The following is an 18,029-nucleotide window of genomic DNA, read 5'->3' on the forward strand; positions in this document are numbered from 1 at the left end:
CATCCATCCCGTTTCATCCCACACGGCCCGCGCCTTTGACCACCATGCGAATCGTCAACATCCTCGAATCCACGCGCCCCATCAAGTCGGACATCCGCAACGCCTACATCGACTTTTCGAAGATGACGCTCAGCCTCGTCGCCGTCGTCACCGACGTCATCCGCGACGGCCAGCCCGTGATCGGCTACGGCTTCAATTCCAACGGCCGCTACGGCCAGGGCGCGCTCATGCGCGACCGCTTCATCCCGCGCGTGCTCGAGGCCGACCCCGCCTCCCTGGTCGATGACACGGGCGAAAACTTAAGCCCCCACAAGGTCTGGGCGCGCATGATGACCAACGAAAAACCCGGCGGCCATGGCGAGCGCTCCGTCGCCGTCGGCACCATCGACATGGCCGTTTGGGACGCCGTGGCGAAAATAGCCGGCAAGCCCCTCTACCAACTGCTCGCCGAACGCTACGGCAACGGCACGCCCGCCAACCCGCGCGTGTTCGTCTATGCGGCCGGCGGCTACTACTACCCCGGCAAGGGCCTGGACGGCCTGAAGAAAGAGATGGAGAGCTACCTCGCGCGCGGCTACTCCGTCGTCAAGATGAAGATCGGCGGCGCCACGCTCGCCGACGACTGCGAGCGCATCGAATCCGTCCTGAAGATCCTCGGCCCCGGCCAGCAGCTCGCCGTGGACGCCAACGGCCGCTTCGACCTGCAAACCGCCATCGACTACGGCAAGGCCCTCTCGCAATACCCCCTGTTCTGGTACGAAGAAGCCGGCGACCCGCTCGACTACGAACTGCAGGCCAAACTCGGCGAGGTGTACCAGGGCCCCATGGCCACGGGCGAAAACCTGTTCTCCATGCAGGACGCCCGCAACCTCATCCGCCACGGCGGCATGCGCCCCGACCGCGACTGGCTGCAGTTCGACTGCGCCCTCAGCTACGGCCTCGTCGAATACCTGCGCACGCTCGACATGCTCAAAGAGAACGGCTGGTCCCCCAGCCGCTGCATCCCCCACGGCGGGCACCAGATGTCCCTCGCCATCGCCGCCGGCCTGGGCCTGGGCGGCAACGAGAGTTACCCGGATCTGTTCCAGCCGTATGGCGGGTTCCCGGACGGGGTGAAGGTGGAGAACGGGTATGTGACGCTGCCGGCGTTGCCGGGGATTGGGTTTGAGGGGAAGGGGGATTTGATTGGGGAGATGCGGGCGTTGGTGGGTTGATGGGGGAAGGTGCTGGCGCCCAGGGAAGGGCGTCAGCAACGATCAATGTGAAATGGCCGCCAGTGGCCATTTCACATTTCTGTATGGCTCGGGGTTGTCTGTTGCTGGTTTTGGAGATTCAACACAGACTGGTTTGCAACGAAAGCGGGCATCTAACCCACAGACTAGACGGGCAATTCCCGCTGTAGAACCGACCTCAGCGGTGACAGCTTCAGGATGATTGCGGTTTTCACCAAGGGCCGCTTTACGGGCCCCCAGTCATTAGTGAAACGATGGACATGAGGGTAAGACCCGGAGCACCCCCAACTGGCGTTGGACCGCGGGTCTTGCGCTCCGGTGTATACGGGCTTTACCAGAGATTGCTTGTATGTCGACGGAGTACCATATGATTTATTAGATTAAGCGCCCATCCTCTGAGCTATCAGAGCGAATCTTCGGCGCTAAAGCGAGGGAGCAAGGTAGATGAAAACGAGGCAAGAGGCCCTGGAACTGGTGGTTGTGGCCTTTCTACATGCGCAGAGAAAGCTTGGCCCCGAGGCGAAGACGATGTCGATCGCCGAACTGAAGAACAGGCTCCTACAAATCACAGATCGGCGATTTGATGCCAGAGACTTTGGCGTGGCCGATTTGCGTGCTTTTTTGGCGATGCTCGCGCCAGAGCTGATCGTCGTCAAGGCGACCGGGCATGGTGTGGTAAAGCTGACGATAGCCTCAGAGTCGGTACAGGCGACTAGGGGTGGCTCCGGTGAGCCTCGCGCGAGCGAGGCTTCATCTAGAGCGATGGTGTCGGCAGAGGTCCCTCAGGATCTCCTCAATCCTGATGGGCGGACGCGTCCTGACCTTTGGCGCGCCATCATGGACTATGCGAGCAGACAGACCTTCGTCTGGGACGAGCGTGCAGGCGAGGCGAGACCAAGGCAGGGCAAGGAGGACTTGCCGGTGATGCCCACCGTGACAGCTGTCGAGCTCGGTGAGTGGCGTCGAACTTTCGTGGGCGAGCACAAGGCTGAGCTCGAGGGCAGTGACTTGGCTAGCGCTCAACGTTGGCAAGAGCAAGGTCTTGCTACGGTGTACCTCCCAGCAAAGCTAAGGCAGCCGTGGAATCGTGAACTGGGGTTGCGCGTAAGGCTGCGGCTCCAAGAGTTCTTCGTGCAACTGAACCCCAAGGCCTCAAGCATCGGGGGGACGCCTACGGCCACAGTTGAACCGGAGCAGGCCGCTGACATGCTTGGAGCCATGCTCATGGCGGCGAGAGATAGGGGAGATGGGTTCACGATTGGCGAACTCTTGTCCCAGCAGTTGCAAACGGCATCGGAGGAGCAGTCCGAGGAAATCATCGCCAAGGTCGTTAATGCGTGGGCGTCGCCGCGAGCCGTGCCCGCAGACCCAGGCTCGCTCACTGACATGATGGAGCGGCTGGAGTCTTACTCGCGCAAGAACCTGGCTACTGCCTTCATCAATGCGATTCATCGTGTGGATGCCGTCGACCCCGAACTGAGTGCGTCGGAGCGCGACTTCGCCTTCAAGATAAAGGACGATATCGCCGCAGCTTATAGTGTTGACGCTCGGTCGCCTGTCGAGGTATGCCGAGCTTCGCTGGCAAAACTTGAAGAACTGCTTGCCAAAGGCGCCTCGATCGTCACGCGATTCTTGCGGGCAACGCCTGCAACGGCTCGGATCGCTTCGAGCGATCTTTTGCCTCTCGCTCACCGTTTACAGCCATTGCTTGTGGCCGCAGAACAAGAGTTCTTGGGCGACCTTGATGTCCTGATTGGGCCGGCCTTCCGCAAGCTGTTTGAGGCTTACGAAAAGAACCAAGACGCTGAGGTGTTGCGCCGGGCTCCTGAGTACCTGGAGAACATCGCTGGGCATCGCCCCTCCGCACCTGACCCGCGATTGCAGAGCCAAGTGTGGCTGAACATTGTGCAGCCTGTCCTCGATCACCTAGTCACACTCGTCGAAGACGCGACGTCGCGAGGTGAAATTGCTCTAGCGCCTTCGTTGGCGCTAAGGAACCCGCGAACAAAAGCCGACCTTCGTGCTGCAGGTGCGGACGTTTTCCTCTCTTTCTCGCTGGTGAATCAAGGGAAGGGCTATGCGCGTGACGTCTCATTGCAGCGAGGAGGAGATGAGGCGGAGACTACGGCCTACGATCTGGTTGTGTATGAGCCGAATGGACCTTTCGCGGTCCCGCCTGGCGGAGAGCAACTCGTTCGGCTTCGTCTAAGGCTGGCGGAACCTTGTGCGGAACTTCGCATCCCGTTGCAGTGGAGCTGTGTAACGAGCACGGGGAGGCCGGTCGCTGCCATAGGCGAGCTAGAAATCTCGCAGCAGGTTACAGAACCGAACTGGGAGGCTCTCTTATCCGACCCGCCATACACGTTGAACCCAATCAAGCGGGCTGACAGGCTGTACGGCCGCGGCACCATCCTTCAGAGCTTGGTTCTGAACGCGATGGCGGGTACATCAACTTTTGTTTGGGGGCAAAAGCGCATCGGCAAGACTTCGCTTCTGCAGGTTCTAGCGGGGAATTTATCCGCAAGGCCAGATACCACGTGCGTTCTGCTGCGCATGGGCGAGTTGACCTCGCTTCATGAAGGGCAGCTTGCGCATCGCATAGCCCGTCGATTGTTGGACAAGGTGGACACGAAGATCGAGGCGCCTCAGGAGACTGATTTCGGTGCTGGCATCAGCCTTCTTGTGCCATTCGTTGAGCGGCTGGCCGAGAAGATGGAGCGGCACAAGTTCGTGGTCATCATCGACGAGTTCGATGATTTAGACCCCGCTTTTTACACCGGCGAGCGTGGGCGCCAATTTATGAAGGGGTTGCGCTCAGCTTCAGAGGCGGGTCTGACGTTTTTCTTCGTTGGTAGCGAGAGAATGGACGCCATCTTCGAGCGACACCAAGCTGACTTGAATAAGTGGACGAATGCGCGACTAGACAGGATCGACAATCGCGCTGATTGCCAGGCACTTATTCGAACCCCTGTTGAAGGTGCCCTGGAATTCGATGCAACGGCCGTCGACTTCATCGTCGACTACACGGCAGGCAATCCCTTTTACATTCACAACTTTTGTTTCCAGCTTTTCCAGAGGTGCCTGCTTGAGCATCGGACGTTCATAGATGCCAACGACACCTCTGCGGTTCGACACCAACTGCTTAAGTCCCTTGGTGCAACAAACTTCGCGCATCTTTGGGAAGACAACCCTGTACTGGACGCTCAAGACAAGCGACGCGAGGCTGCCGAAAACTGCATTGCGCTTGCTTGCATCTCCGCGCTTGGTGGTCGCTTCGAGGACGTTGAAGAGTTAGTTGAAGCTCAGCAAGGACTCCCAATCGTTGTGGAGGACCGAGCCAGCGCTGGGACGCTCAGAAAAGCTTGTGCGAGACTGCATAAGCGCGGTGTTTTGTACGATCGTGGTGGTCATGATGAAAAGGTCATCTCGTTGCAGATCTTCCGGGAATGGCTCGGCGAGAACGCCCGATCGAAGCTCCTACCTATGTGGACCAATTACCTGGAACTCCAGCGAGCGTCTGCTGAAGACGAGCCGATGCCGGCCGTCCAGCTTGAAGCTACCGATGCAGCATTCCCAGTCGACGAAGATGATCTGCTGGCGATTTCTCAAAAGCTCACGTACTGCGGAAAGCAGAAGGACGTCGCTGAGATCAAGCAGTGGCTGCGGCAATTCGATGACGACGCGCGTATCGAGACCGCCTACCAATTGCTGAAACGCATTTCCGAGCAGGGGTTTATCACCGAAGGCATGCGCGCGACCATGCTTGCCAGGGTGGATGAAATGATTGTTGCCAAGCGAGTTGCTACGGGCAGCGGCAAATGGACGATCGTCAAGAACCGCAGGACGAACCTTGCCATCAGCTACCTAGATGTCGACCACAAGAGTGGCGCGACCATGGCTCGCGAAATGAAAACTCGCATGCAAGCAGGCAAATGTGCCTCGGCCAGCGAGATGGAGCCTTGGATGCGTGCTAACCTTGAAAATGAAGGCTTTGTGGCCCTCGTCGACGACTTTGCCGGAACGGGGCAAACACTGGTTGGCGGCCTCAAGAAGGCACGTACGAAAGTTTCTCCAGCGCTGTGGGATCGCTACGTTGCCGAGGGGCGGCTGTGTCTCTTCCTGATGTATGCCTTTCCAGACGCGGTCAGGGCTGTCGAAGAGGCGTTCCCTGGCATTCCAGTGCTGGTCGCGCACCACTTTGGCGATGAATTGCGCGCGTGCGATGAAGAGTCGGGGATCTTCGAGACTTCGGCGGAGCGAACTTTTGCCCAGGACATCTTGCAGCAGATTGGTCGTGAGTTGTCGCCAAACTACCCTCTCGGTCACGGGGACATGGGTGCGTTAGTCGTGTTCTACAACACGACGCCAAACAACACACTGCCAGTCTTTTGGTGTAGCGGTACCGTGCAGGAGCGGTCATGGAAACCGTTGTTCCCGCGGGCCTGAGCCCCGAAATGGCTCTGCTACGCGGCGATTGCTGGGAGTGGAGTGAAAAGTTGGACACTTTAGCTTGGCGGCCTAATGGCGGCTGGTGATTGCCTTGCTACTCGTGCGCGCCGCCTGGGAGGTACTGCATCTTGCCAATAGCACGTCGCAAGCGCGGTCCAGACGTCGGACCAAGCTCAACCGCATGCCTCGCGCCGCCCGCCGTCGGAGCAGGGGCGCGCTGTTCGCCGGCTTGCGTTGGTTCTAGAACTCGCGGCTACTGACCAGTGCAGAAGGCCGTAGCCCCAAACACGCTCGCAAGTCAACTTCAACGTCGAGTGACTACTTTCAGACCTCGCGTTTAGCAAGGTGAGGGACCGCACCGCTGCAAAGCGGCCTCTCTCAACCTGACCGAGCGCGTCAGGTTAGCGGTAGGCAGAGCTCAAGCGGCTTGGCAGGCCAAAGCTTTAACCTCCCCAAGTACCACGACGATCTCGTCTCAAACACGAGCCGCGCTGTTGTCAAAAACGCCCATTGATTCGATGGGCTGAAACGGTATCCCGTAGGCATGGCCTTGTCGAGCCAATCCCACCAGCGCTCCATCGTTTGAACAGGGTTACTGAGGTCGATCTCAAGTTCGGTTGACTTTCGCTCTCCACCATTATTGGAGATGAATACCGCGCTTCCTTTCAGCAAATTTCTGAGGGTGTTCCATTCGTACATGGCCACCCCTTCGCTCGTACAGAAGTCGAGACTCTCGATGGTGTGAATAAGCATGAAGCGAGCGCGCGAACCCAAGTCCTCAGCGGTCAATCTCTTGTTGCGGAGGCTTTGGCGAACTCGGGTCAACACACCGTCGGTCGCGATCAACTCACGCAGGCGCTTGATCTGGAACAGTCCGTGTTGGATGTCATCGTTGTTGAAGTACTCTTTCGTTTCATCCCGAAGGTGAGGATGCAATGTGGTGCTGCGGTGCTTGACCTGGCAGAACATCAACGCCCGGGTTCGCTTGTCCACGATGATGACGTCCGCGTCGTACTTCTGCTCCTCATCGTTGACTCCCGGGTAGACGCTGTACCTGTCCGCTGAGATGCGTTCGCGAATGTAGTTGGCGACGTAATCCTTCTCGAACCACATCCCGCGGCCTCCCATGCGCTTGAGGGCCGGACGGCAGTAAAGTTGAAGCGCGTACTTCAAAGACACATCGCCGATATGGAGTTGACCTTGCTCTGTGGCCTCTAGCAAACGGTCGCCGATCAAGCGCGCATTGCATTCCTCAACGAGCGCGCTAATTTCACCGTCCTCGAAGCCGGCGAGGCGAAGCTCGCTTCGGTCGACAACTAGAGGAAGCATGCGATCGTGGCGAAGATTTACTGCTGACTGTCTTCTTTCAAGCTGCTGCCTGAGCGTCCATAGATGTAGATACACGATCAGAGAGCTCCGGCGCTTCATGGCTGCTATGGCTGGTTTGTCCGTTTCCCTCATCAATTCGACATAGTCGGTGTGCAAAGAAAGGTACTTGTCGATGAAGAAGTCGTTGACAGTCTGCAATGCTCTTGATTCGGCCTGAAACATGACTGACAGCGCGACGCCATCGGTCGATAGGTTTTCGAGAAGCTGAGTCATCAGCGCACGGTCGGCCATCAGACTTTGACTGGACAAGTAATGCGCAAACCAGTAGAGCCTGTGTGCCTCGAGCGCCTGCGGATTCCTTTGCGTAGCTAACGAGCTCGCATGTCCGGCTGAGGGAATGTGCACCTCGCCAAGAAGGAAAACGCAGGCGTGTGCTAGGGTGTAGAGCAACAGGAAGGCTGCTTGGTCGGCTTGGCCGAAACGCCGACTTTGGTAGCCGCATTCTTCCAGATCCTCGACGACTTGAGCCCAAATATGGTCGACCCACTCGGCGTCGTTGCCGCTTGCCCGCTGGCTTGTACCGTCTGGCCCGACAACGAGTACGCCTACCGCGATTGCGCCAAGGCGTCGATACACCAATGGGCGTCGACTCAGCCGCTGTGCGCCGAGCCTGACAAGAACGTCAGACCTGGCGCGATCGAACTGGCGGGCAAACTCAGCGGGAACATGACCGCTCAACGCCCCTACGTCGATATTCCACGGCTTGTTGAGAAGCTTGATGAAGAGGTCTCTCTTTGCCGGGTCCAGGTTCAGTTGTACGTATTCGAGAAGATTCATCGGAAGCTGTTGAGGCGTCGACGCTCTGTCATTGAGGGAACCTGATTTTGCGATGCTTCTTACTGAACGACGGACAGACTCACCTTGGCTTCAGAGGCGCATACCTGTCAGTGGCTTTGTCGGTGTCACCAATCGTCTATGGTCGCCGTTCGTGGCCATTTCAAATCATCAGAATCCGACGATGACATTTGCAGTGCTCTGAAGAGCCGACTGCTTCGTAGAGGAAGCGGTCGGACACGGTGAGGGTCGAAGGAAAGCCTGCAGCCTGAAGCCGTTGGCCGTCACAAGCCCGAATCGCACGTCCGCATCCGGCCAGCACCCCCGCGCCACCCCGCTGATCATCGGTCATTTGGACCCCGACCATGACCCCTCAGCTTCCCCGTTCCTTGGCCACGCTCACCGGCGCGAACCTCATGGCGCACTCGGCCGAGCAGTTGAGCCTGGCTGCCGTGCCCATGGTGGCCGTGCTCCTGCTCGATGCCGGGCCCGGCGACATCGGGCTCCTGGCGGCGGTTCAGACCCTGCCTTTCCTGTTGCTGTCGCTGCCCCTGGGGCTGATGGTCGATCGCCTGCCGCGGCGGCGGCTCATGATCGCGGCGGAGGTGTTGCGGGCCACCGCACTCGCTGCATTGCTGGCGGGCATGCTGATGGGGCTGTTGTCGGTGGGCTACCTGGCGTTCCTGGGTTTCCTGGGCGCGGTGGGCACGGTGGCTTTCAGCGTCGCGGCGCCGGTGCTGGTGCCGTCCCTCGTGCCGCGTGCCGCGCTGGCGCGGGCCAACGGACGGCTCGAACTGGCGCGCAGCGCGGCGTTCGCCGCAGGGCCTGCGTTGGGCGGGGCCTTGGTGTCGTGGGCTGGCGCATCCGCGACCTTCGTGCTGGCGGCGGTGATGTCCGTCACGGCGATCGCGTTGCTGTGGCGCTTGCGCGAGCCGCCGCTCGAGCCGCGCGCTGCACGCCATCCCTTGCGGGAGGTGCAGGACGGCGCACTGTTCGTCTGGCGCGACGCCATGCTCCGGCCCATCCTGCTGACGGCCGTGGCGTGGAACATCGCCTGGTTTGTCCTGCAGGCCGCGTATGTCCCCTATGCGATGCGCATGCTGGGGCTGGGAGCCGGCGTGGTCGGGGTGACCCTGGGGGCCTTCGGCGCGGGCATGGTGGTGGGCGCGCTGCTGGCGCCGCGCATCGTGCGTGCCATGCCCTTTGGCCGTGCGATCCAGCTGGGCCCGCTGTGCTCGATGCTTGCTGCCGCCGTGATGGTGGCGACGCTCATCGCACCCAGCGCCTGGGTGGCGGGCACGTCCTTCTTCCTGTTCGGTGCCGGCCCTGTCGTGTGGACCATTACATCCACCACGCTCCGCCAGAGCCTCACGCCGGCCGCGATGCTGGGCAGGGTCGGCGCGCTCTTTCTTACGGTGAATGCCGGGGCCCGTCCGGTGGGTGCGGCCCTGGGCGGGGTGATCGGTGAGCGCTGGGGCGAGCCTGCCTGCCTGTGGGTCGCGCTGGCCGGCTTTGCGCTGCAGGCGCTGTTGATCATGCGGTCACCCGTCAGCGGGCTCCCGTGCCTGCCCGACGCCGCGGTGCATGCAGCGCCCGGCACGCCCGGACTCCGCTCTCCGGGATGAGATCGCGGCGCGCGGGCCGGCCGTCGCCTCCGCGCGGTATCGAGGCGGCGCGTTGCGGACGAGGGCCTAGGGGCCCTTGCCCGCCTCCACCACCTTCACCAGTACCCACAACGCCCGATTCACCGGCGTCGCCACCCCCACCGCCTTCCCCCGCGCCACCACATACCCATTGAGGTGATCGATCTCGCTCGGCTTGCCCCGCGCCAGGTCCTGCGCGGTGGACGACATCTGCCCCGGCATCGTGGCCGCGATGCGGTTCACCGCCGCCCCCACGTCGCCCGGAATCTGGATGCCGTCCGCTTCGGCCACGGCCAGGCATTCGGCCACCACGTCGGCGATCACGTCCGCGACGCCGGGCGTCTGCACCAGCCGGCCGTAAGGCTGCTGCGCAAGGGCAGAAATCGCGTTGTATGCGCAGTTGAGCACCAGCTTGGCCCAGAGTGCCCCGCGCACGTTCTCTGAAATCTCCGTGGCGATGCCGGCGGCGCTGAACTGCTGCGCCACCGTGGCGCTGCGGGGCGAGGGCGCGATCACCAGTTCGCCGCGCCCGTGGTGGCGCACGTGGCCGGGGCCGGCCATTTCGGTGGCCACATAGACCACGGCGGCGGCGACGGGGTGGGCGGCATCACCACCCAGCACGCCGCGCACGCGCTCGTCGTTGTCCACGCCGTTCTGCAGCGTGAGCACCAGCGCGCCGGGCGCGAGGTGCGGCTGGATATGGCGTGCCGCGTCCTCGGTGTCGGTGGATTTCACGCAGAACATCACCACGTCCGCGCCGCGCACCGCGGCGGGATCGGTGTCGGCCGCCATGGGCACCTGTTCGTCGAGCGTGGCGGTCTGCAGGCGCAGGCCGTTCGCGCGGATGGCCTCGACGTGCGCGGGCCGGCCGATCAGCGTGACCGCATGGCCGGCGCGCGCGAGCAGGGCGCCGAAGTAGCAGCCCACGGCGCCGGCGCCCATCACGGCGATGCGCAGGGGTGGGGCTGCCGGATCGGGCGGCGATACAGGCAGGCCTCCGGCAGGGGCTGCAGATGGGGATGCAGTCATGCGGTTTTTTCTCTCTCTGTCTTCTCTGTCGAGCATGTTACGGCCGGCGGGGGCGGCTGCCTCCAGGGGTTTGCGAGATGGGGAGGGCGAATGTGTCGCTGCCGCTGGTTCGGAGTCGAAAACTGCCGACTTACCCCCTTGTCAAGCACATTGATCGCCGTCGCGCTTGGCGTTCCGATCGGTGGAACGATTCCTGGAAAACGTCGTTTTGTTAACGCATTGTTGCAATGGGACCGAGGGGGGCAAAACTAGGATTCGCCCCCATCGAAAACGCGACAGCAAGGGGAGGAAGCATGAGCGCGGAGCTCGCAGCGACGTTTTTCAACATGGGCTATGCCCAGTCCGTGGCGCGTCCGCACCCAGGGCCCGTCCATGTTTGACGTTGCCAGAATTCGAAAAACTCTGATCTGGGGTATCCCGCTGTACCTGGGAGTGGCTATAGGTTCAATCCTAATGGTCGCCTACATCCTGGTTCCGACGATGGAGGGAGTTTCCGAGCGTGCCCCAGTAGTTCGCATCGGACCGGCCGTGCTGGTAGCGCCATTTGTCGCTGCGTTTTGTCTCCTCGGCGTCGTCGTCGCTTCCATGCGCGCGATGCCCTGTAGCGATCGCGTCATCAAGCCTTTCGAGCGTGCGTTCATCGCCACAGTGCTTGCGAGTGTAGTGGCGATGCTGTTGATTCCGGTCACCGCTGCGTTGGCACGATCTCGGATGCCGAGCATCGGCTACACCCAATGCCATGTCCTGCAGGGCCAGCCCACGCTGTGGTTCACGGATTGGGTTCGCGACCCGACATGGTGTGTGAAGGGCAAGAGCCTGGAATGGGTCAACAGGCAGGCGCAGTTGTCGAAGTCACCCGCAACTCCATGAGCCGTGGCGCTGTGCTCTCTCTACCCCGGCCATCCATGCACGACATCCATCACATCCGAAAGCTTATCCGGTGGGGTATTCCGCTGTATCTCGGCCTCGTGGCAGGAGCGTTGCTGATGACGCGCCATGCCTTGGTGCCGATGGTCCAGGACATCGTGTTGAAAGCGCCCGTGGTGCGGATCACGCCGGGCATGCACCTGATGCCGTGCGTCGTCGCTTTCGGCTCACTGGCCATCGTCGTCATGGTGATGCGGGCGATCCCCTGCCGTGCCAGCCTCATCAAGCCATTCGAGCTTACGGCCAACCTGGCGGTCGCAGCCAGCGCGATTGCGCTCTTTCTGGTCCCCGTGGTCTCCATCGCCCAGCACTACTACATGCCCGGCATCGGCTACACCCCATGCCACGCCCTGCAGGGCCAGCCCACGCGGTGGTTCACGGACTGGGTTCGCGATCCTGCGTTTTGCGTGAAGGGCAAGAGCCCGGACTGGGTGAACGAGCAAGTCCGCCGATCGCCTCCATGAGGCACTGAGCGGCCCCGGAAGGGACCGCCGCTGCCGGATCCGCCCACTCAGGCGGCGGCCAGCAGGAGACCGTCCCGGGCGCCCGCAGGGTCGCGCCGTGCCGGGGCTGCCGTGGCGCCCGCCACGTCCGCACCCGTCGGCAGCCGGAACTGCGCCACGGTGCGCGAGAGCGTTTCCGCCTGGAACTTCAGGCTGTCGGCGGCCGCGGCGCTTTCTTCCACCAGGGCGGCGTTCTGCTGCGTGACCTGGTCCAGCTGCTGCACGGCGTCGCCCACCTGGCCGATGCCGCTGGATTGCTCCGCGCTGGCGGCGCTGATTTCCGCGACCAGGGTGGACACCTCGGCCACCTGGGTCACGATGTCTTCCATCGTGCGGCCGGCCTGGGCCACGAGTTCGCTGCCGGCGTTCACGCGCGACACGCTGTTTTCGATCAGGCCCTTGATCTCCGCGGCGGCCTGCGCGCTGCGCTGCGCGAGGCTGCGCACCTCGGACGCCACCACGGCGAAGCCGCGGCCCTGTTCGCCCGCGCGCGCGGCTTCCACCGCGGCGTTGAGCGCCAGGATGTTGGTCTGGAAGGCGATGCCGTTGATGGTGCCGATGATGTCGGCCATGCGGTCCGAGCCCAGGCGGATCGAATCCATGGTGCGCACCACGTCCTGCACCACCGCGCCGCCCCGGGCCGCGACGGACGAGGCGCCCGAGACCAGCTGGTGGGCCCGGCGGGCCGATTCGGCGTTCTGCTGCACGGTGGAGGTCAGTTCCTCCATCGAGGCGGCGGTTTCCTCCAGGTTGCTGGCCTGTTCTTCCGTGCGCTGGCTCAGGTCGGCATTGCCGTTGGCGATCTGCACGGTGCCGGTGGCGATGGAGTCGGAGCCCGCGCGCACGCTGCCCACGATGCGCACCAGGCTGTCGTTCATGCGTGCCAGGGCCGAGAGCAGCTGGCCCACCTCGTCGCGCCGCCCCGTGGGGATGTGCGAGGTCAGGTCGCCGCCGGCCACGGCCTCGGCCACCTGCACGGCGGTGTGCAGCGGGCGGGTGATGGAGCGGGAAATGAGCCAGCACAGCGCCACGGCCAGCACGGCGGCCAGCGCGCCGATGGCGATGACGGTGACGCGGCCGGTGCTCACCTGTGCGTCGGCCCGGTCGCTGTCCTCGGCCATCACCTTCTGCTGGTGATCGGACAGGCGGTTGAGTGCGTCCAGGTACTTCTGCTGGACGGGCCGCAGACGGGTTTCCAGCAGACCGCGGGCATCCGCCGAGTGGTCCTCGCGCATCAGTTGCAGCAGCCGGTCCATTTCAGCGACGTAGTCCGCGCGTGCCGCCTCGCAGGCCTTGAGCATCTGGACGCCCGAGGCGGAGCGGACCAGCGGCGACAGCTGCGAGAACAGCTTGTTGACGGCCTCGCGGCTTTCCTGGATTCGGCGGGTTTCCTTCGCGCGGCTGTCCGCGCTCTCGAAGATCAGCATGTTGCGCGTGTAGCGCGACTGGGCTTCCGTCTCGTTGGCGATCTGCGTCAGCAGCCTGACTTTCGGGTAGGCGTCGCGCGTGACCTTGGTGAGAGCGCCGTTCACGTCGCCCAGTGCCCCGAGCGACAGGCCGGCCAGCAGCGCCAGCACGGCGATCACGGCGAGGAAGGCCAGACCGATGCGGTGGCTGATCCGCAGGTTGCCGAAGAAGGAGGTTGTTTCGTTCATGGCGGGAAGGTCACGGTGGGGCTGGCAGGAATGGACGGGCGCTTCTGGCGCCTTCTGCGGAACAGTGCCGGGAGACCACCTTTTTGGCCGGTCCCATGGTCGAGCACCTGTTGGGATCTTATTTTCTTATTGAAACTTTTGAAATCATTTATTTGCAAATTTAATGAAGTTGACACATGTTTGTGGCAGATGCGCACTGCCGGGCAGGTCGGTCGCCGGACCATGAAAAAAGCCCCGGCCGGTGGGCGCGGGGCTTTCGGTGATGCCAGGGCCGGAACATCCGCCGGCCCGGCACCGGTTCAACGCTGCGCGGGCAGCGCGTAGGCGATGACGTAATCCCCCCGGTCGGGCGACTGGCGCGCGCCGCCGGCGGTGATCACCACGTACTGCCGCCCGGTCTTCGGCGACTGGTAGGTCATCGGGCCGCCCTGGCTGCCCACGGGCAGGCGCGCTTTCCAGGCCTCCTTGCCGTTGCTGCTGTCGAAGGCGCGCAGGTAGTAGTCCTGCGTGCCGGCGATGAACACCAGGCCGCCCTGGGTGGCGAGCGTGCCGCCCAGCGTGGGCATGCCGATGGGGATGGGCATGCGCATCTTGACGCCCAGCGGACCGGTGTCCTGCACCGTGCCCACGGGCACCTGCCAGGCCACCTGGCGGGTCTTCAGGTCGATGGCCGTGAGCGTGCCGTAGGGCGGTGCCTGGCAGGGAATGCCGGCCACGGACAGGAAGCGGTTCTTGTTCACCGCGTAGGGCGTGCCCTTGAGCGGCACGGCGCCCATGCCGGTGTTCACGGCCTCGCCGCCGCCGGAAGCGGCACCCCGGTTGGCCGAGGGAATCATCTGCACCCACAGGCCCAGGCGCATGTCGTTGGCGAACAGGAAGCCGTGCACCGGGTCCACCGACAGGCCGCCCCAGTTCATGCCGCCCAGCGACCCGGGGAAGCTCAGCGACACATCCGTGCCCGGCGCGGTGTAGAGGCCCTCGTAGCGCATCTTCTTGAAGGCGATGCGGCACAGCATCTGGTCGAAGGGCGTGGCACCCCACATGTCGGATTCGGTCAGGGTCTGCGCGCCGATCTGCGGCATGCCCACCGAGCGCGGCTGCGTGGCCGAATACTGCTCGTTCGGGATGTCGGCCTTCTTCACCGGCTGCTCCTGCACGTCCGTCAGCGGCTTGCCGGTGGCGCGGTCCAGCACGTAGATCTGGCCGGCCTTGGTGCCGATGGCCAGCGCCGGCACGGTGCGGCCGCCGTCCACCGGGAAGTCGATGAAGCTCGGCTGCATCGGCAGGTCGAAGTCCCAGAGGTCGTTGTGCACGGTCTGGTACACCCACTTCTCGGCGCCGGTGGTGGCGTCCACCGCGAGCACGGAAGCGCCGTACTTGTGGTTCAGGGCCGTGCGCTCGGCGCCGTACAGGTCGGTCGAGGGGCTGCCCATGGGCAGGAAGACGGTGTTCATCGCCGCGTCGTACGACATGGGCGCCCACGAATTGGGCGTGCTGCGCACGTAGGTCTTGCCTTCGGCGGGCGCTTTCTTGTCCCCGGGGTTGCCCGGGTCGAACGCCCAGCGCATCTGGCCGGTCACCACGTCGAAGCCGCGGATCACGCCACCGGGCATGTCGGCCTGCACGTTGTCGGCCACGCGGCCGCCCACCACCACGGTGGTGCCCGCCATCAGCGGCGGGGATGTGAGCTGGTAGAACGGATCGGGCGATGCGCCCAGGCCGGCCTTCAGGTCCACCTGGCCGTTGGTGCCGAAGCCCTGGCAGAACTCGCCCGTGTCGGCATCGACCGCGATCAGTCGGGCGTCGATGGTGTTGGTGAGGATGCGGCGCTGGCAGTTGGCGCCGGCCGGCAGGGCCACCGGCTGCACGGGCGTGGCGCCCGCGGCGGTCACGGCCGGCAGCGGCGCGGCCGCGTCGAAATACGCCAGGCCGCGGCAGCGCTGCCACACGGACGATTGCGCATTGATCTCGCGCTTCCAGATCTCGCGGCCGGTGTCGGCCTCCAGCGCGATCAGGTTGTTGTGCGGCGTGCAGAGGTAGAGGCGCTCGCCGATCTGCAACGGCGTGGTCTGGTCTTCCGCGCCGTTGCCGTTGCTCACGGCGATGTCGCCCGTGTGGTACGTCCAGGCCACTTCGAGCTGCCCGACGTTGCCCCGGTTAATCTGGTCCAGCGCGGCGAAGCGGCTGCCGCCGTTGGTGTTGCCGTAGTGCTCCCAGTTCTTTTGGGCCTTCGCCGGGTCCACGGGCGTCAGGCCCGGGCCGCTGCCGTTCGCCACCACGGTGGGATGCGGCACGAACATGCCGCCGAAGGCCGCCACCAGCGCCACGGCCAGCGCGCCGGCCACGCCATAGGCGCGGCGGCCGCGCGGTGCGGCGAGGCCGGGATAGACCAGGGCCACCAACAGGCCGAGCACGCCCAGGGCGAAGAGGCGCGAGAAGAGCGGCCAGAACGACCAGCCCGCATCGGCGAGGGCCCAGGCCACGCTGGCGGCCAGCGTCACGGCATAGAGCCAGGCACCCGCCGTGCGCCCGCGCCACAGCAGGACGCCGGCCACCAGCATCGCCAGGCCGGCCGGCGCGAAGTACAGGCTGCCACCCAGGGTGGCGAGGGTGATGCCGCCCGCGAGGAAGGCGAGGCCGAACAGCACGGCCAGGGCGCCCACGAGCCTGCCGGCCCAGCGCGGTCGCCCGGGCCGCGCCGGATCGAGTTTTGCGGTCATTGGAATTCCTTGTTGATGAACGTCAATGGTATTTTCCCGCAAGAGGTGTAACTCTGCCGCAGGCAGGGCCACCCATGAAAAATGGCCCCCATGCTCTCCACTGCGTGGGTTCGCTGCCTCCCCGAAGGGGACGCTTTTTCCATCTTCCTCCGTACCCCGCCACGAAGGCTTCGAGCATGTGCAACCCGGCCCTGCAGGCCATGGGATGCGCCATGCCGGGCGCTCAATCGGCCAGCGCCTCGGAGCTCGGCTCGTCCAGCGTCAGGCAGGCGACGACGCCGTCCGAATACGTCAGCAAGGCCAGCAGGTTGCCGAAGCGGACCCAATATGCGCGCGGTGCCTGCGCCGGCCGGGAGGATCGAGGGGATGGTGCCTGCGCGAACAGCGCCATCGCCTGCGGCGTCGCGGTGCGCAGCACGGCCACCAGGCCCGCAGGATCGCGCCGGGCCAGGGCAAGCTGGCACAGCGCGAACAGGCAGGCGGCATCGTCATCTTCCGGCCCGCGTGCCGGCGCGGACCGGCGCAGGCGCTGCAGCGCACGGTGCAACTGCTGGCGTGAAGCGGCTTCGCTGCGCCCCGACAACGGGCCCAGTTCGGCATGGCCGAAACCGAAGACCTCGTGTAGCAGCACCGCTGCGACATCGCCGGCCGGCAGGACGCGGACCACGTGCCGTAGCGCCTGCTCGACGCGCTCGGCCTGCTCGGCCAGATCCGCGGGATGCGCCGGCGGGACGTCCTCCCCGGCCAGTTGCGCCAGCCCAGCCTGGTGCAGGCGCTGGCGTCGCCAGGCATCGATGCACAGGTGCCGCAGCACCGTGACCAGCCAGGCCTCCCGACCTTCGGGCGAGAGCGCCGGCATGCCCTGTGCCGTGCGCAGCCAGGCCTCCTGGACCAGATCCTCGGCGTCGTCGCCGAGGGCGAGCCAATGCCGGGCCAACGCGATCAGCCGGCGGCGCAGCGCGTCGTCGCCAGCCAGAGGATGCGGATCGGAAGGAAGTTCGGAGAAGGATGTCACGCAAAGCCCCGCTCGTTCGTCTATCGAATGAACTTAACACACCGGAGCCATGCCACATGATGCGTCAAGAGACTGAAACACCCCCGCGCCCGCTGCCCGCGCAGGACCACGCCTTCCTCGAGGAAAAGGCCTTCCGCTCCCGCACCGTCCTGGTGTTCGGCACCATCACCGATGCGCTGGCCGCCGAGACGGTGCGCAAGTTGCTGGCACTGGACGCCGAGTCGACCGCCCCCATCACGCTGGTCGTCTCCTCGCCCGGCGGCCATCTGGAATCGGGCGATGCGATCCATGACGTGGTGCGCTTCGTCGCCTCGCCGGTCAGCATGGTGGGCACCGGCTGGGTCGGCAGTGCCGCCACCCACCTGTACCTGGGCGCGCCGCGCGAGCGCCGCTTCTGCCTGCCGCAGACGCGCTTCCTGATCCACCAGCCCAGTGGCGGCGCCGGCGGCCCGGCCAGCGACATCGCGCTGCAGGCCGAGCAGATCATCAAGGCCCGCGAGCGCATCGCCCAGGTCATCGCGCGCGAAAGCGGCCAGCCCATCGAACGCGTCCGCCAGGACATCGAACGCGACCTGTGGATGCCGGCCGAGGAGGCGGTCGCCTACGGACTGGTCAGCCGCATCGTCCAGCGCCGGCATGAACTGGGCCTGGGCTGAGCGACTTTCGTGCCCACCTTGAGCCTGCTTCCCCCCG

The 18,029-nt window shown here is 64.3% G+C and carries 11 protein-coding genes; 6 read left to right on the forward strand and 5 right to left on the reverse strand.

Annotated features, from left to right (window positions below; all coding sequences use genetic code 11):
* The first annotated feature begins 44 nt into the window (after positions 1 to 44).
* Both ACGHC0_RS07445 and ACGHC0_RS07450 read left to right on the forward strand, forming a co-directional pair.
* Positions 45 to 1,214, forward strand: coding sequence for a mandelate racemase/muconate lactonizing enzyme family protein (locus tag ACGHC0_RS07445; protein WP_415267822.1), 1,170 nt, complete (start codon positions 45 to 47; stop codon positions 1,212 to 1,214).
* Positions 1,215 to 1,676: 462 nt separating this feature from the next.
* Positions 1,677 to 5,678, forward strand: a complete 4,002-nt coding sequence (locus ACGHC0_RS07450) for a hypothetical protein (protein ID WP_415267823.1) — start codon at positions 1,677 to 1,679, stop codon at positions 5,676 to 5,678.
* 399 nt (positions 5,679 to 6,077) lie between these two features.
* On the opposite strand, the gene ACGHC0_RS07455 is transcribed toward ACGHC0_RS07450, so the two are convergent.
* A complete protein-coding gene (locus ACGHC0_RS07455) occupies positions 6,078 to 7,847 on the reverse strand; it encodes a hypothetical protein (protein ID WP_415267824.1) in 1,770 nt (589 codons plus the stop codon).
* Between the two features lie 362 nt (positions 7,848 to 8,209).
* Here ACGHC0_RS07455 and ACGHC0_RS07460 point away from each other — a divergent pair, with 362 nt between their 5' ends.
* The gene (locus ACGHC0_RS07460; protein ID WP_415267825.1) at positions 8,210 to 9,469 is read left to right on the forward strand and encodes an MFS transporter; all 1,260 of its coding nucleotides are present in this window, start codon (positions 8,210 to 8,212) and stop codon (positions 9,467 to 9,469) included.
* A gap of 66 nt (positions 9,470 to 9,535) precedes the next feature.
* Here the strand turns inward: ACGHC0_RS07460 and ACGHC0_RS07465 are convergent, their stop codons facing one another.
* Positions 9,536 to 10,516: a ketopantoate reductase family protein gene (locus ACGHC0_RS07465; protein WP_415267826.1), complete on the reverse strand. Its 981-nt coding sequence runs from the start codon at positions 10,514 to 10,516 to the stop codon at positions 9,536 to 9,538.
* 372 nt (positions 10,517 to 10,888) lie between these two features.
* Between ACGHC0_RS07465 and ACGHC0_RS07470 the strand changes: the two genes are divergently transcribed.
* Complete coding sequence (locus ACGHC0_RS07470) at positions 10,889 to 11,386, forward strand: hypothetical protein (RefSeq protein WP_415267827.1); 498 nt, start codon at positions 10,889 to 10,891, stop codon at positions 11,384 to 11,386.
* A 35-nt stretch (positions 11,387 to 11,421) separates the two neighbouring features.
* A complete protein-coding gene (locus ACGHC0_RS07475; protein WP_415267828.1) occupies positions 11,422 to 11,907 on the forward strand; it encodes a hypothetical protein in 486 nt (161 codons plus the stop codon).
* Between the two features lie 47 nt (positions 11,908 to 11,954).
* Here ACGHC0_RS07475 and ACGHC0_RS07480 read toward each other — a convergent pair whose 3' ends face one another.
* From ACGHC0_RS07480 to ACGHC0_RS07490, 3 genes are all read right to left on the reverse strand, one after another.
* Positions 11,955 to 13,601 carry a methyl-accepting chemotaxis protein gene (locus ACGHC0_RS07480; protein WP_415267829.1) on the reverse strand — a complete coding sequence of 549 codons (1,647 nt, stop codon included), beginning with the start codon at positions 13,599 to 13,601 and terminating at the stop codon, positions 11,955 to 11,957.
* A gap of 299 nt (positions 13,602 to 13,900) precedes the next feature.
* Positions 13,901 to 16,321: a glucose/quinate/shikimate family membrane-bound PQQ-dependent dehydrogenase gene (locus ACGHC0_RS07485; protein WP_415267830.1), complete on the reverse strand. Its 2,421-nt coding sequence runs from the start codon at positions 16,319 to 16,321 to the stop codon at positions 13,901 to 13,903.
* Between the two features lie 223 nt (positions 16,322 to 16,544).
* The gene (locus ACGHC0_RS07490; RefSeq protein ID WP_368354640.1) at positions 16,545 to 17,336 is read right to left on the reverse strand and encodes an RNA polymerase sigma factor; all 792 of its coding nucleotides are present in this window, start codon (positions 17,334 to 17,336) and stop codon (positions 16,545 to 16,547) included.
* 56 nt (positions 17,337 to 17,392) lie between these two features.
* Between ACGHC0_RS07490 and ACGHC0_RS07495 the strand changes: the two genes are divergently transcribed.
* Complete coding sequence (locus ACGHC0_RS07495) at positions 17,393 to 17,992, forward strand: ATP-dependent Clp protease proteolytic subunit (RefSeq protein WP_405045332.1); 600 nt, start codon at positions 17,393 to 17,395, stop codon at positions 17,990 to 17,992.
* Positions 17,993 to 18,029 lie beyond the last annotated feature (37 nt).

The organism is Acidovorax sacchari (assembly GCF_042847045.1).
GTDB lineage: Bacteria > Pseudomonadota > Gammaproteobacteria > Burkholderiales > Burkholderiaceae_C > Paracidovorax > Paracidovorax sacchari.

What these genes read in the sequence shown, in the direction of transcription:
- ACGHC0_RS07445 (WP_415267822.1), top strand. Translation starts at nt 45, where the DNA reads ATGCGAATCGTCAACATCCTCGAATCCACGCGCCCCATCAAGTCGGAC.
- ACGHC0_RS07450 (WP_415267823.1), top strand. Translation starts at nt 1,677, where the DNA reads ATGAAAACGAGGCAAGAGGCCCTGGAACTGGTGGTTGTGGCCTTTCTA.
- ACGHC0_RS07455 (WP_415267824.1), bottom strand. Translation starts at nt 7,847, where the DNA reads ATGAATCTTCTCGAATACGTACAACTGAACCTGGACCCGGCAAAGAGA.
- ACGHC0_RS07460 (WP_415267825.1), top strand. Translation starts at nt 8,210, where the DNA reads ATGACCCCTCAGCTTCCCCGTTCCTTGGCCACGCTCACCGGCGCGAAC.
- ACGHC0_RS07465 (WP_415267826.1), bottom strand. Translation starts at nt 10,516, where the DNA reads ATGACTGCATCCCCATCTGCAGCCCCTGCCGGAGGCCTGCCTGTATCG.
- ACGHC0_RS07470 (WP_415267827.1), top strand. Translation starts at nt 10,889, where the DNA reads ATGTTTGACGTTGCCAGAATTCGAAAAACTCTGATCTGGGGTATCCCG.
- ACGHC0_RS07475 (WP_415267828.1), top strand. Translation starts at nt 11,422, where the DNA reads ATGCACGACATCCATCACATCCGAAAGCTTATCCGGTGGGGTATTCCG.
- ACGHC0_RS07480 (WP_415267829.1), bottom strand. Translation starts at nt 13,601, where the DNA reads ATGAACGAAACAACCTCCTTCTTCGGCAACCTGCGGATCAGCCACCGC.
- ACGHC0_RS07485 (WP_415267830.1), bottom strand. Translation starts at nt 16,321, where the DNA reads ATGACCGCAAAACTCGATCCGGCGCGGCCCGGGCGACCGCGCTGGGCC.
- ACGHC0_RS07495 (WP_405045332.1), top strand. Translation starts at nt 17,393, where the DNA reads ATGATGCGTCAAGAGACTGAAACACCCCCGCGCCCGCTGCCCGCGCAG.